Source organism: Kosakonia sp. YIM B13571 (assembly GCF_042788095.1).
Lineage (GTDB): Bacteria > Pseudomonadota > Gammaproteobacteria > Enterobacterales > Enterobacteriaceae > Kosakonia > Kosakonia quasisacchari.
Genome location: NZ_JBHZPL010000007.1, coordinates 1 through 14240 on the forward strand (window position 1 = coordinate 1; position 14240 = coordinate 14240).

A 14240-nucleotide genomic window follows, 5' to 3' on the forward strand; every position below is an offset into this window, starting at 1 on the left:
CTCAGAAGTGAAACGCCGTAGCGCCGATGGTAGTGTGGGGTCTCCCCATGCGAGAGTAGGGAACTGCCAGGCATCAATTAAGTGAAGAGGCCATCCTGACGGATGGCCTTTTTGCGTTTTTGCGCTGCGACAAATTCCGTCCGCCGTACCGGTTTTTAACTTTGATTTGCCGGACAGAAAGCCTCATGCGAAAGCATGGGGCTTTTTTGCTTAAGACCGTACATGCCCCTATTCTTAATTGCTTACATTGCTAATTTGAAATGTGATGTAAATCACTCTTGAGATATAACAAATATGTAACATTTTGGTCTTTGCGCTGAGTGGATAAGGATTTTCACGAAGTTCATATCTTCAAAATCTTTAGCAGGAGTATTAATAGAATGGCAGAAAGCAGTGTGACAACACCTGAATCTGAATCGCTCACTAGTAGCGATACCCGACGCAGGGTATGGGCGATCATTGGCGCTTCATCAGGTAACTTGGTTGAGTGGTTTGATTTCTATGTCTATTCCTTTTGCTCCCTCTACTTCGCGCACATCTTTTTCCCCGCCGGCAACACAACGACTCAGCTATTACAAACAGCGGGTGTTTTTGCCGCAGGTTTTCTTATGCGACCGATCGGGGGCTGGTTATTTGGCCGTATCGCTGACAGGCGCGGACGCAAGGCATCGATGCTCATCTCGGTGTGTATGATGTGCCTGGGATCACTGGTCATCGCCTGCTTGCCCGGTTATGAGTCCATTGGGACCTGGGCACCAGCATTATTACTGCTGGCGCGTCTGTTCCAGGGGCTATCAGTGGGTGGTGAATATGGCACAAGCGCGACTTATATGAGCGAAGTTGCAGTGGAAGGGCGTAAAGGATTTTACGCGTCATTCCAGTATGTCACGCTGATTGGCGGGCAATTATTGGCTCTGCTGGTTGTTGTTGTATTGCAACAGGTTCTGAGCGATGAAGATTTACGTGCCTGGGGTTGGCGTATTCCGTTTGCGCTCGGTGCCGCACTGGCCATTGTTGCGCTGTGGCTACGCCGACAACTTGATGAAACCTCGCGGCAAGAAGTACGGGCTCTGAAAGAGGCGGGATCGCTAAAAGGGCTGTGGCGTAACCGCAAGGCTTTTATTATGGTGCTTGGTTTTACGGCTGGCGGTTCACTGACGTTCTACACCTTTACCACCTATATGCAAAAATATCTGGTGAATACCGCCGGAATGCATGCCAACGTTGCCAGCGTCATTATGACAGTTGCGTTATTTGTCTTTATGTTGATTCAACCCGTTATTGGCGCGCTGTCGGACAAAATTGGCCGCCGCACCTCAATGTTGCTGTTCGGCGGTCTTGCCACACTTTGTACCGTCCCGATTCTCAGTGCGCTGCATAGCGTAACGTCGCCCTATGCCGCGTTCGCGCTGGTTATGCTGGCATTAGTGATTGTCAGTTTCTACACCTCGATCAGTGGAATCCTGAAAGCCGAAATGTTCCCGGCACAGGTTCGTGCGTTAGGTGTCGGATTATCCTATGCCGTGGCGAATGCGCTGTTTGGTGGTTCGGCTGAGTATGTTGCGCTGTCGCTGAAATCGGTCGGTTTTGAAAGCACCTTTTTCTGGTACGTTACCGTGATGGGCGCATTAGCGTTTGTGGTTTCCTTAATGCTGCATCGCAAAGGGAAAGGCATCCGGCTTTAGTATCTATCTTGCCAGTTGCCACACGGCAAAACCTGTTGTGGCACCGGCAACATCCCAAGCGAAATCTTTCCAGCTCCAGCCGCTCCCTGCCGGGCGGCTATCCCATAACTCTTTCGATGCGCCAAGGCTAACAGAAAACATCAGACCATATACTGCGCTACGGTCACGGCTAATACCCTGATGTTGTGCGTATTCGTTACCGGCTGCGGAAAGCATCGCCGAACCAAGGAAATGTTGTGCTTTATCCTGCCCGCTCCAGCTATCGTTTGCCATATGGCTACAGCCTGTCAGCAGCAGCGTTGTTGCCAGCAAGGTGTATTTCATTGGAATACCTGAAAAAAAAGCCCCATCACAGGGATGGGGCTTAATGTTAAAGAATGCGGCTAATCAGCTTATCAATGCGGATACGGCGCAGGCGGCGTATCAGCTTACGGACTTTCACCGGGTAATCAGCAATACTTTGCAAGTCACGGTAATGATTTACCACTGTGGTGTGCGTGCGGATAAGTTCCAGCTCTTTATCACGCTGTGCGGCCAGCTCATGTTTCGGATCGTGGATCAGTACTGCGTTCTCCAGGTCCAGACGCCAGGCTCGTGGGTTCAGGTTATTCCCGGTGACCAGGATCCACTCATCGTCGACCCACATTCCTTTCAGGTGGTAGCTGTTATCGTCATCTTTCCACAAGCGAACAACCAGTTGATCGGTATTCACATAATATTGCAGACGGCTTAAGAAGCGACGCAGGTTGATCTCATACAAATAAGGCAACGCGCCAATGATCTTAAATGGCTCATCTTCAGGAATGAAAAAGTCATTCGCTGTCTTATCGCCAACGATGATTTCGACTTTTTTCCCCTCACGCAGCAACTGGATAATATTGCGTACCAGTACCGCAGGCAGGTTGAAATAGGGCGTACAAATCGTCAGTTTGTGTTCCGCGCACGGCATAAGATGGAAAATCGTCTTATTCAGCAGGCTGGATTTTCCCAGACCAACCAGCGGAGTCACGGCCAGTTGTTCGTTATCCGCATCGCCCTGGAAATGGTACGACGCATCGCGCAATTCCTGACGGAACAGGCGGATATCATTTTTGATTTCCTGGCTTTTGGGGCGCTGCGTATCATCAAGGCGATTCACACCACGGCCCTGGATCAGATTCTGCTCAACCCAGCCTTGCATCACGTCCGCCATCTGTGGGTTACGGATCAGCTGATAACGGTCATAACGGTATTTATCGTGCTGGTGCAGGTAAACATCATTAAGACTCGCGCCGCTATACAGCACACAGTCATCAATAATAAAACCTTTGAAATGCAGCACACCAAGCGCTTCGCGGGTATTAACCGGCACCCCGTAAACGGGAACGACAACGCCAGGGTTTTCCTGTGCCATGCGGCAGTACCAGTCCGCATTGGTATTTGACGCTGCTGCGCCAATACGACCGCGCTGAGCGCGATGCCAGTCAACGAGGACGCGAACATCCAGCTCCGGGCGCTGGCGTTTTGCTTCATACAGCGCGTTCAGAATTCCTTTCCCACCATCATCCTGTTCAAGATACAGGGCAATGATATAGATCCGGCGCGTTGCGGTGGCTATCTTCGCAAGCAGCGTCTCCCTGAAATCAGCAGGCGCATAGAAGAACTCTATATCATCAGCTGACTGAGAAATCTTGGGTAATTGGGCAAGGTGTTGTTGATGTTTATTACGCTTAAATTTTGACAACATCACAGTGCGTTTCTTCTCTGTTTATTGAAGGGTCTTCTGTAGCATGCAGACGACATAAGCGGGCAATAATAACACCGAGCCTGCTAAAGCGGTCAACATTTCCAGTACCTTACTCGGGATTACTCGGTCGGTGTCAGATGGAGCGACAAACCTACGATTCCATCTTCCAGTTGGATATCGACATCAAATCCCAATTTACGCGCCAGCGTCACCATGCCGCGATTGTTGGGCATAGTAATACCATTCAAGCGCTTAAGTCCGTGATCCCGGGTATAACTGATAAGCTTTTCAAGCAAACGTCGTCCGAGCCCAAGCCCTTTTAGGTCGGAACGAACCAGCACGGCAAATTCAGCATCGATATTATCCGGATCGGAAATAGCGCGGGTGACGCCCAAAATTTCTTCGCCCTGATCTGTGCTGCGCACAGCCACGAAAGCCATTTCCCGATCGTAGTCGATCTGCGTCATATTCGCTAAATCATCGTGGGTAAATTCGTTAATCTCGCTAAAGTAGCGATAATAGAGATCTTCTTTTGTCACCCTGGCGATAAATGCCTGCAACTGAGGTTCATCCTCGGGAAGAATAGGGCGGAACAAGCACTGCTCGCCATTTCTCATCTCAACGCGCTCTTCCAGATGCTGCGGATAGGGGCGAATAGCAAGACGCGTCTCGCCGTTCCCCGCGGTGGGCGCGATAGACATCGTGACATCCAGCGCCGTGAATTCGCTCCCGGAAGCCAGCAAAGGGTGAATGTCGAGCCGTTCGATTTCCGGGCAATCGACGATCAAATTTGAAACCTGAACTAAAAACTGGCTCAGACCTGCAATATCCAGCGTGCGGAGTGCGCTGCGCCCACGGATCTTTTTACTTTTGATCGCCTGAATGACCAGGTAGCGCGCCAGATTCATATTGAGTGGCGGAAGCGCCACTGCGGCTTGATCCTCTGCTCGCCACTCAACGCCGCCTTCACCCAACATAATCAGCGGGCCGAAAACCGGATCGTGTTCTACCACAACGCGCAGTTCCTGCGCACCAGCACGGTTCGCCATGCTCTGCACTTGCAAACCGTGGATGCGCGCTTGCGGCCAGTTCATTTTGACACGATCAATAATCGCGTCAGCAGCCTGTTGCACTTCTTTCGCGGTACGCAGATAAAGCATTACCCCCTGAACTTCTGACTTATGCGGGATATCCGGAGAGCGTAATTTCAGCGCAACCGGGTAGCCAATCTGTTCGGCAATATGCACCGCTTCCGCACTGTCGCTGGCAATCCATGTCGGCAGCGTTTGCAACCCCCAGGCCCGCAGGATCGGCTGAACTTCGTGGGTGTCCAGCGTTGATGCGCCCTCGGTCAGCGCCTGCTGCAGAAGGTTGTGTGCGGCGGCGGTATCTGCTGTCAGGCTTACGGAGATCGCTGGCGTTTCACGCAACTGTTTCTGGTTTCGCCGATATTCCACCATATGCATAAACGCCGTAATAGTGCCTTCCGGGGTTCGATAGGTTGGCAATCCGGCCTCACTAAACAGACGCCGCGCTTCCTGAGAAGAAAACTCACCGCACCAGTTGGTCAGCACGGTGACATATTTCCCGCGGGGATGTTTTTTCAACGCATCAATTAACGCCACCGCGCTTTCGCTGCCCGGCGCTGCGGCGCTGGGCGCGTGGATCACCATCAACGCATCGTAATCCTGGCTATCGAGCAAAATATTCAACGCCGCGATGTAACGCTCACTGCTTGCATCATCGCGCAAATCCAGCGGGTTAGCGGGTTCCACATACTCCGGCAGTACGGCTCGCAACTGCGCTATCGTCTCTTCACTCAGTGTGGCCAGCTTGCCGTTGCGTGACCACAGTTCGTCAAGCGCCAGTGCGGCGGGTGCTGCGCCATTACTGATGATCATCAACCGTTCGCCGCGCAGTGGGTGCATATGGCTAAGTGTTTCGACGGCGGAAAAAAGCTCATGCGTATCCTGGACCCGCAATAAACCGGCGCGCTGAATAGCCGCATCCCAGGCCGGATCGAGCCCCGCATGAGAATGCAGCAGACGCTGTGCTTCCGGGCTGCGACCGCTTTTTATGACCAGAATCGGTTTATTACGTGAGGCGCTACGTGCGGCGGAAACAAATCGACGGGCATCACTTAACTGTTCCAGATAGAGCAGGATGGCGCTGGTCTTACTGTCGCGCGCCAGGAAATCGAGCAGTTCATCGACATCAATATCGAGACTATCGCCGAGTGCGATGAAATAAGAGAACCCCATTTCCCGCTGTTGCGCCCAGTCGAGGATAGTATTGGAGACGGCGGCTGACTGGGAAATAAAAGCCAGCTTGCCGCGTGTAATCGGCACCGGCGAGAAACTGGCATTAAGCCCTTGCCAGGGAGCGAGCAAGCCCAGGCTGTTCGGGCCAAGCAATCGCATCTGGTAGCGACCGGCGCAGGCCAGTAAATCGGCATGTTGTTCGGGCGGAGCGGAAAGGATAATGCAGGTTTTACACCCCTTTTGGCCGAGCGCTTCAAGCAGCGCCAAATTACGTTTTGCGTGGGTACACAATACGGCAAGATCGGGCGTGAAAGGCAGGCTGGCGACATCCGGCCACGCCAGCACGCCCTGTACCGCTTTATAGGCGGGCGTTACCGGTAAGACTGGCCCGGCGAAACCGCCTGCCAGCAAATTGCGCATCATTAAATAACCCGCACGATCCGGCTTCATGGATGCACCCACCACCGCAATCGATCGGGGACGTAATAACGCTTCCAGCCCTCGTTGGCTCATACCGGCCTCCGCAAAAGAGTGACCCGATGATATTAAACGTTTTCTGCAGCGTTTGCTGTGATGGCGGACGAATGATGCGGTTTCCCCGCCAGGTAACGTTCGCGAAACAGGGTAAAGTGATCGCCGAGGGCTTGCGCTGCACTGTTATCGCCAGCCAGATCCAACAGAGCAATGGCCACTTCCGCCGTGCAGTATTGATCTTCTGCGTGCGCTTCCCGTAAGCGATAGGCAGACACACGTGATAAATCGACGGAGATAACCGGTAATGCATCCAGATAAGGGCTTTTGCGGAACATTTTACGTGCTTCGGTCCAGGTACCATCCAGCATAATAAACAGCGGGGGTTTTCCGGCTGCCGGAGCGCTCAACACCTGACGTTCACTTCCTGCATAAGAGGCCGGGAAGACGACCATTGGCTGGTACGCTTCACTGGTGCATAAATCGATAAGCGCCTGCGGCGGCTCGGTGCGCGACCATTGAAAAGCCTGCGTGTCGGGCAGGATATCGGCAATCAAACGCCCGGTGTTACTGGGTTTCATCGGCTCGGTGTCAAACATGACCAGGCAAAAACGGCTGTTGGCGCAGGCCGGTTTTAAGGTATCACACAGACAGTTTTTTAGCGGCAGCAAGCAGCTCTGGCAGCGGCGAATACGGTTGCCACGCGCCAGAAACGGGCGCGTCGAGCGGGCAAGACGCTCAGCACGGAGTTGGAGAACAGCGTTATTGGTCATGAAGGTCGCACAAGAAAAACGCCATTGTCGCAGAGCTGAAAACGGGGCACAAGAAGCGCCCCGAAGGGATTACAGTGATTCGTTAAGCCAGCTGTCGAACGGCGCTTTCGGCATCGCCCCGCTTAGCATGTCCACCACTTCGCCATTTTTGAACAGCATAATGGTAGGAATGCTGCGAATACGGAAACGCGCGCTCAGCTCGCGCTCGGCTTCAGTGTTGACTTTCACAAAGCGCACTTGGCCGCTGCGTTCTTCCGCGACATCTTCGAAAATCGGCGCAAAGTTGCGGCACGGGCCACACCATGGTGCCCAGAAATCGACGACCACAGGCAGGTCATCTTTCAGCAGTTTATCCAGGGTTTCGCCGGTCGCATTGATCACATCTCCGTCGAACAGCTCATGTCCACAGCGCCCACATTTCGCGCCGTCGCTCATTCTTTCTTCAGGAATGCGGTTCAGCGCCTGACAGCTTGCACATACGGTATTCATAACTAACCTCAGGGAAACGATGGTACAAAGCGGCGTTTCGCCGGTATGTTTCTTCAATGTTACATATTATTAATAAGAAGGTTTTAAACAACAACGCGTTTTATTCAATGAGTACAATAGCCGATAACTTTTGAACGAATTAATGGCTAAGCGCCAGCACATCAGGTAATCTGCGCGCTTCGCGCAGCGCTGGTGGAGAAAAGCATGAACGATGAATTAAAGAATAAAAGCGGCAAGGTCAAAGTGATGTATGTCCGCAGTGATGATGATTCCGATAAACGTGGTCTTAACCCGCGCACCGGGAAAGGGCCAGCACGTAGCGGAACGTCTTCGCGCGGTGGCGATGACCGTCGCACCTCCCGCGATGATAAAGGTCGTGCAGGCCGTGACGATAGAAGTCGTTCTGCCCGTGATGACCGGGGCCGCCCTGCTCGTGATGACAGAAGCCGCCCGCAGCGAGACAATTTCAGCAACCAGAGTGATTCGCCGTGGCGTACCGTTTCCCGTGCCCCGGGCGACGAAACGCCGGAAAAACCGGATCATGGTGGTATTAGCGGTAAAAGTTTTATCGATCCGGAAGTGCTGCGCCGCCAGCGTGCGGAAGAGACGCGTGTCTATGGCGAAAATGCCTGCCAGGCACTGTTCAGCAGCCGTCCTGAGTCGATTGTTCGCGCTTGGTTTGTACAGAGTGTAACCCCGCGTTTTAAAGAAGCCCTGCGCTGGATGGCCGCGAACCGTAAAGCGTATCACGTGGTTGATGAAGACGAACTGACAAAAGCCTCCGGCACGGAACACCACGGTGGCGTGTGCTTCTTGATCAAAAAGCGTAATGGCCTGAGTGTCCAGAAATGGGTGGCGAACGCCGCAGACGAAGATTGCGTGCTGGCGCTGGAAGATGTGGGTAACCCGCATAACCTCGGCGCAATTATGCGTAGCTGCGCGCATTTCGGTGTGAAAGGCGTGGTATTGCAGGATGCGGCAGTGATTGAATCTGGTGCGGCAGTCCGTACCGCAGAAGGCGGCGCGGAACACGTTCAGGCGATCACCGGCGATAGTTTTGTCGATGCGCTGGAAGAGTTCCGTCAGGCGGGTTATGCGCTGGTGACCACCTCCAGTCACAACGGAACCTCGCTGTTTAAAGCCGAGCTGCCGAAAAAGATGGTACTGGTGCTCGGTCAGGAGCGCGATGGTCTGTCTGATGTGACGCTGTCTCGTTCCGATTTGAGTGTCTCAATTGATGGCACCGGCAACGTTGAAAGCCTCAACGTTTCTGTCGCAACCGGTGTGTTGCTGGCGGAGTGGTGGCGTCAAAATAAAGCCTGATAGCGCAACGTCAGGTGCAATAAAAAAGCCAGCGTAAAGCTGGCTTTTTTTTACTCACTTTCTGCCGGCAGTGTCGGCATCCAGTCGACTGGCGCTTCACCCTGTTTTTCTAGCCATTGATTCGCCAGGACAAAATGGTTACAGCCGAAAAATCCGCGGTGCGCGGAGAGCGGCGATGGATGCGGCGCTTTCAGAACATGATGGCGATTTGTGTCGATAATCGCCCCTTTCTTCTGCGCGTGCGAACCCCAAAGCAGAAATACCACGCCTTCGCGATGCTCATTAATCAGGCTAATGACTTTATCGGTAAAGGTTTCCCAGCCGAGGCTTGCATGTGAGTGTGCCTGACCAGCGCGCACGGTGAGCACGGTATTCAGTAGCAACACGCCCTGACGCGCCCAGCTTTCGAGATAACCATGTTGCGGGCGCACAAAACCCGGAATGCTGGCTTCCAGCTCTTTATACATATTCAGCAGGGAAGGCGGTGGCGCAATGCCAGGCAAGACGGAAAATGCTAAACCGTGTGCTTGTCCCGGGCCGTGGTAAGGATCCTGGCCGAGGATGACAACTTTGACGTCGCCGAGCTCAGTGAAGCGAAAGGCGTTGAACACATCTTTCTGTGGCGGATAGATGGTTATGCCGGACTGGCGCTCAGTCGCCACTGTGCTAAGGGTGTTAATAAAGTACGGCTGCTGTTTTTCTTCTGCCAGCACATCATGCCATGTTAATGAAGTGGTCATCCCGCTCTCCTGCGAAGTTCATTCCCCGTAGCTTAACTGCTTATTTCCCTGAAACAAAATTGACTGTCCTTCGTGATAGATAATCCTAAAAATATTTTTAAAATTTACAAAAATTTTAAGTCGGCGCGATTGGCGTAACTTGATATAAAACAAGTATATTCCTCTATGGCCATTTTTACTGTGTGGTTTTTATTGATTTAAATCAAAGAATGCCGCATGTCAGACTGGTATATAAACAATCAGACAACAATGGTTTTACCAATTGGCCGGAAAGAATCCGGCTAATCAAATAATGTGCCTAAGGGAGGCTATTCATGATTACTGGTATCCAGATTACTAAAGCTGCCAATGACAACTTGCTGAACTCATTCTGGCTGCTCGATAACGAAAAAGGCGAAGCACGTTGCGTGTGTGCCAAAGCGGGTTATGCCGAAGATGAAGTGGTTGCGGTTAGCAAACTCGGCGCTATCGAATACCGTGAAATTCCGATGGAAGTGAAACCAGAAGTGCGCGTTGAAGGCGGTCAGCACCTGAACGTTAACGTGCTGCGTCGTGAAACACTGCTTGATGCCGTTGAACACCCGGAAAAATACCCACAGCTGACGATTCGTGTATCCGGTTATGCTGTGCGTTTTAACTCTCTGACTCCAGAACAGCAGCGCGACGTTATTGCTCGTACCTTTACTGAAAGCCTGTAATTTCAGGCACACATAAAAACGCCGGGATATCCCGGCGTTTTTTTTACTCTTCTGTATTTTGCGGCGCAGTACTTGCAGCGCTCGGCTTACGTCGTTTACCAATATTTTTGGTGTCACGATGGCGTTGCTTCACACGCGGTTTCTCTTTTTCTTTCTCTTTTTTCTTCTCTTCGCGTTTCGCCAACACTTTCTTCGATGGTTTGCCTGTCAGCTTCTCACTGGGCGCGCGCGTTTTTGCACGCAATTCGTCTATCACACGCGGCTTCAGCGGTTCTTCAACATACCGGCCAATTTTACCCAGCAACAAATGATCGTGCGCTTCGACCAGAGAAATCGCGGTGCCTTTACGGCCCGCGCGGCCCGTACGACCGATGCGGTGCAAGTAGGTATCGCCGCTGCGCGGCAGATCGAAGTTAAATACGTGGCTGACATCGTCGATATCAATGCCGCGAGCGGCGACATCGGTGGCGACCAGCACGTTCACACGGCCTTCCGTCAGGCGTTTAATCGCTTCGTTACGCTTCGCCTGTACCATCTCACCTTCGAGATAGCAGTTGTTAATTCCCGCTTCACGCAGCCAGTTTGCCAGCTCATGCACACGCTCGCGTTTGCGAACGAATACGATAGAGCGGCTAACTTCAGGTTGCTTAAGCAGATGCACCAGCAGCGCGGTTTTATGTGCCACGTCGTCGGCACGGTAGTACCACTGGTGAATTTTCTTGCGCTCGCGCGTTGATGGCGTGGCAGAAACTTCAACAGGATCTTCCAGCAGGCGCTCAGCAAAGTTTTTAATCGCTTCGCCTTCCAGCGTCGCAGAGAAGAGCATGGTCTGCTTGCGCCAGCGGGTTTCACCGGCAATGTGCTCGATATCTTGCGCGAAGCCCATGTCCAGCATGCGATCTGCTTCGTCAAGGATCAGCGTCTCTACCGCGCGGCAGTCGAAGTTCTCTTCTTTAATGTATTGCAACAGGCGGCCAGTGGTCGCGACCACGACATCCTGGTTTTCGCTGAACACTTCCGCGTGGTTCATATACGCTACACCGCCGGTAATGGTGGCGATATCCAGATGCGTGTTAGCGGCAAGCTCACGTGCGTGATCGGCCACCTGCATCGCCAGTTCGCGGGTCGGGGTCAGGATCAGGATGCGCGGTGGGCCGGATTTCTTACGCGGGAAGTCCAGAAGGTGCTGCAACGCAGGCAGCAGATATGCCGCTGTTTTACCGGTGCCGGTAGGGGCGGAACCGAGGACATCACGCCCTTCAAGCGCAGGCGGAATGGCGGCGGCCTGGATGGCGGTCGGGCGTGTAAAGCCTTTATTCTGGAGCGCGTCCAGCAGGCTGTCGTCAAGTTCGAGTTCGGAAAAAGTCGTTACAGTCATGATCTACCTCTGTGTGGGGCGCCGATTATAGACGTTACGGCTGCAATCTTCATCTGTTGTCTGCTTATTGCTTTTCCAGCGCTTTGCTTTCCCCTATGCTACACCGGTTTCCGAATTGAGGTTGTAAAGATGTCTCAGCCCAAGGCTCTGTTGCGCCGTGATGGCTTCACGTTTAAAGAATTCTTTGTTGCTCACGATCGCTGTGCCATGAAAGTAGGCACTGATGGGGTGATGTTAGGCGCGTGGGCGCCGGTTTCCAAAGCAAGGCATGTGCTGGACATTGGCACCGGTAGCGGGCTGCTGGCGCTGATGCTGGCGCAACGCACATCACCAGAAGTAACAATTGATGCCGTCGAACTGGATGATCACGCAGCCGGGCAGGCACAGGAAAATGTTCTGGCCTCACCGTGGGCTGAGCGCATTACCGTGCATCAGGCGGATATCTGCCAGTGGAGCACGGAAAATACCGCGCGCTATGATCTGATTGTCAGCAACCCGCCCTATTTTGACGAAGGGGTACAATGCGCCACGCCGGAGCGCGAAAAAGCGCGCTATACCACAACGCTTGATCATCAATCCTTGCTGGAAATTGGCGCAACGCTGATTACGGAAGAGGGCTTTTTCTGCGTCGTTCTGCCGATTGAAATCAGCGAAACTTTTGTCAGCAAAGCGCAGACGCTGGGCTGGCATCTGCGTTTGCGTACGGATGTAACTGAAACAGAAAGCCGTTTGCCTCATCGCGTCCTGTTGGCATTCTCTCCGCGAGACGGCGAACTGTTTGCAGATCGTCTGGTGATCCGTGGGCCCGATCAGCGCTACTCAGAGAGCTACACCGCGCTGACCCAGGCGTTTTATCTGTTTATGTAGTTTTGTGGCGACAGCACCGTCGGGCCAGATTCCGGCAGTAAATCGGGATAATCCAGCGTGTAATGCAACCCACGGCTCTCTTTACGAGCCATCGCACAGCGCACAATTAACTCCGCGACTTGCACCAGGTTGCGCAACTCCAGCAGGTTATTCGAGACGCGGAAGTTCGCGTAATACTCGTCAATTTCCTGCTGTAGTAATGTGATTCGGCGCAGGGCGCGCTCAAGGCGTTTAGTGGTGCGCACAATGCCGACGTAATCCCACATAAACAACCGTAATTCGTGCCAGTTGTGTTGCAGAATCACCCGTTCATCGGCATCGTCCACGCGGCTTTCATCCCATGCCGGCAGCGTCGTGGCCGCTTGTGCATGCGGTATACGATGAGCGATATCTTCCGCCGCCGACCAGCCATAGACCAGGCACTCCAGCAGCGAATTCGACGCCATGCGATTTGCACCGTGCAAACCGCTATAACTCACTTCTCCAATTGCATACAGCCCGTCGACATCGGTACGCCCGCGTTCGTCAATCATTACGCCGCCGCAGGTGTAATGTGCTGCAGGTACAATCGGCACGGGCTCTTTGGTTAAATCGATGCCAAGCCCGAGCAACTTTTCGTAAATCATCGGGAAATGGTGACGAATAAACTCAGCTGGTTTATGGCTAATATCGAGATACATGCAATCGACGCCGAGGCGTTTCATTTCATGATCTATCGCGCGGGCGACCACATCGCGTGGCGCTAACTCACCTCGCGCGTCAAAATCTGGCATAAAACGGGTGCCGTCCGGGCGTTTCAGATGCGCACCTTCACCGCGTAACGCTTCTGTGAGCAGGAAATTGCGCGCCTGCGGGTGGAATAGTGCGGTAGGGTGAAATTGATTAAACTCCAGGTTCGCTACCCGGCAGCCCGCACGCCAGGCCATAGCAATGCCGTCACCAGAGGCGATATCAGGATTGGTGGTGTACTGATAGACCTTCGAGGCTCCACCTGTTGCCAGTACCACGGCTTTTGCCTGGCAGGTCTCCACCTGTTCTTTATTACGGTTCCACACCCACGCGCCCACTACACGCCGCGTTCCGGCCAGACCGATTTTATCGGAAATAATCAGATCCACCGCATTGCAGCGCTCAAGCACACAAATGTTCGGATGGTTTACCGCCTGGGTGACCAGCGTGTTTTCGACTTCTTTGCCGGTCGCGTCGGCACTGTGGAGAATGCGGCGGTGGCTATGCCCGCCTTCACGCGTGAGGTGATAACTGGCCTCGCCGTTGGCGGTAACCTCGGTATCAAACAATACGCCCTGATCGATGAGCCACTGTACGCACTGGCGCGCGTTGCTGGCGACGAACTCCGCTGCGTGGCGCTCGACAATGCCGGCGCCTGCAATGAGCGTGTCTTCCACATGCGATTCGATGCTGTCGGTTTCATCAAATACTGCAGCGATACCGCCCTGAGCATAAAATGTTGAACCTTCGCTAATGGGACCTTTACTTAAAACAATGACGTTATGTTTGTCTGCCAGCCGCAAAGCCACCGAAAGACCGGCCGCGCCGCTGCCGATGACCAGTACATCACAGGAGAGTTCAGGAGTCATTTTCATGGTTTGTTTAATTTACTAAACAGTGTTGGCGCAGCATAGCACCGTAAGCGGAAGATGATCACTGTTTTTTGCTTTTCTTGTACTAACGACTAAACATGATAATCGGCCAAGAATATACAACCCGGAAAAAGCTATTAAGAAGCAGTTTGTTAGCTAAGGTGTATTAGAGGTGAAAAAAAAGCGGTATTGCGTTACTCTCTGGCGATCTTAAGGTCTTTTCTTTGA

At 53.0% G+C, this 14240-nt stretch carries 12 protein-coding genes; 4 read left to right on the top strand and 8 right to left on the bottom strand.

Annotated elements, in window-relative coordinates; translation table 11 throughout:
• The first annotated feature begins 380 nt into the window (after positions 1-380).
• Positions 381-1685 carry an MFS family transporter gene (locus ACFX4O_RS16370; protein ID WP_380209846.1) on the top strand — a complete coding sequence of 435 codons (1305 nt, stop codon included), beginning with the start codon at positions 381-383 and terminating at the stop codon, positions 1683-1685.
• A 3-nt stretch (positions 1686-1688) separates the two neighbouring features.
• Here the strand turns inward: ACFX4O_RS16370 and ACFX4O_RS16375 are convergent, their stop codons facing one another.
• The 5 genes from ACFX4O_RS16375 to trxC all read right to left on the bottom strand — a co-directional run bounded on the left by ACFX4O_RS16375 (position 1689) and on the right by trxC (position 7405).
• Entirely contained in the window at positions 1689-2009 is a 321-nt protein-coding gene (locus ACFX4O_RS16375; RefSeq protein WP_097407588.1) for a YfiM family lipoprotein, read from the bottom strand.
• Positions 2010-2055: 46 nt separating this feature from the next.
• Positions 2056-3411, bottom strand: coding sequence for a CDP-diacylglycerol--serine O-phosphatidyltransferase (gene pssA / locus ACFX4O_RS16380; protein ID WP_380209849.1), 1356 nt, complete (start codon positions 3409-3411; stop codon positions 2056-2058).
• A 119-nt stretch (positions 3412-3530) separates the two neighbouring features.
• The gene (gene pat / locus ACFX4O_RS16385) at positions 3531-6185 is read right to left on the bottom strand and encodes a protein lysine acetyltransferase (RefSeq protein WP_380209851.1); all 2655 of its coding nucleotides are present in this window, start codon (positions 6183-6185) and stop codon (positions 3531-3533) included.
• Positions 6186-6217: 32 nt separating this feature from the next.
• Positions 6218-6916, bottom strand: coding sequence for a tRNA-uridine aminocarboxypropyltransferase (locus ACFX4O_RS16390; protein ID WP_380209853.1), 699 nt, complete (start codon positions 6914-6916; stop codon positions 6218-6220).
• Positions 6917-6985: 69 nt separating this feature from the next.
• Positions 6986-7405 carry a thioredoxin TrxC gene (trxC, locus tag ACFX4O_RS16395; RefSeq protein ID WP_131406418.1) on the bottom strand — a complete coding sequence of 140 codons (420 nt, stop codon included), beginning with the start codon at positions 7403-7405 and terminating at the stop codon, positions 6986-6988.
• A gap of 204 nt (positions 7406-7609) precedes the next feature.
• On the opposite strand from trxC, the gene ACFX4O_RS16400 reads away from it, so the two are divergent.
• Complete coding sequence (locus ACFX4O_RS16400) at positions 7610-8728, top strand: tRNA/rRNA methyltransferase (protein ID WP_131406419.1); 1119 nt, start codon at positions 7610-7612, stop codon at positions 8726-8728.
• A gap of 50 nt (positions 8729-8778) precedes the next feature.
• Here the strand turns inward: ACFX4O_RS16400 and ung are convergent, their stop codons facing one another.
• Complete coding sequence (gene ung / locus ACFX4O_RS16405) at positions 8779-9468, bottom strand: uracil-DNA glycosylase (RefSeq protein ID WP_380209855.1); 690 nt, start codon at positions 9466-9468, stop codon at positions 8779-8781.
• A 314-nt stretch (positions 9469-9782) separates the two neighbouring features.
• Here ung and grcA point away from each other — a divergent pair, with 314 nt between their 5' ends.
• Complete coding sequence (gene grcA / locus ACFX4O_RS16410; RefSeq protein WP_380209856.1) at positions 9783-10166, top strand: autonomous glycyl radical cofactor GrcA; 384 nt, start codon at positions 9783-9785, stop codon at positions 10164-10166.
• Positions 10167-10209: 43 nt separating this feature from the next.
• Here grcA and srmB read toward each other — a convergent pair whose 3' ends face one another.
• Complete coding sequence (gene srmB, locus ACFX4O_RS16415) at positions 10210-11544, bottom strand: ATP-dependent RNA helicase SrmB (protein ID WP_131406421.1); 1335 nt, start codon at positions 11542-11544, stop codon at positions 10210-10212.
• Positions 11545-11673: 129 nt separating this feature from the next.
• Here srmB and ACFX4O_RS16420 point away from each other — a divergent pair, with 129 nt between their 5' ends.
• Positions 11674-12411 (top strand): tRNA1(Val) (adenine(37)-N6)-methyltransferase, encoded by a 738-nt coding sequence (locus ACFX4O_RS16420; protein WP_380209858.1) that lies wholly within the window; start codon positions 11674-11676, stop codon positions 12409-12411.
• On the opposite strand, the gene nadB is transcribed toward ACFX4O_RS16420, so the two are convergent.
• Positions 12396-14015 (bottom strand): L-aspartate oxidase, encoded by a 1620-nt coding sequence (gene nadB / locus ACFX4O_RS16425; protein WP_380209860.1) that lies wholly within the window; start codon positions 14013-14015, stop codon positions 12396-12398. The genes ACFX4O_RS16420 and nadB overlap by 16 nt on opposite strands.
• Positions 14016-14240 lie beyond the last annotated feature (225 nt).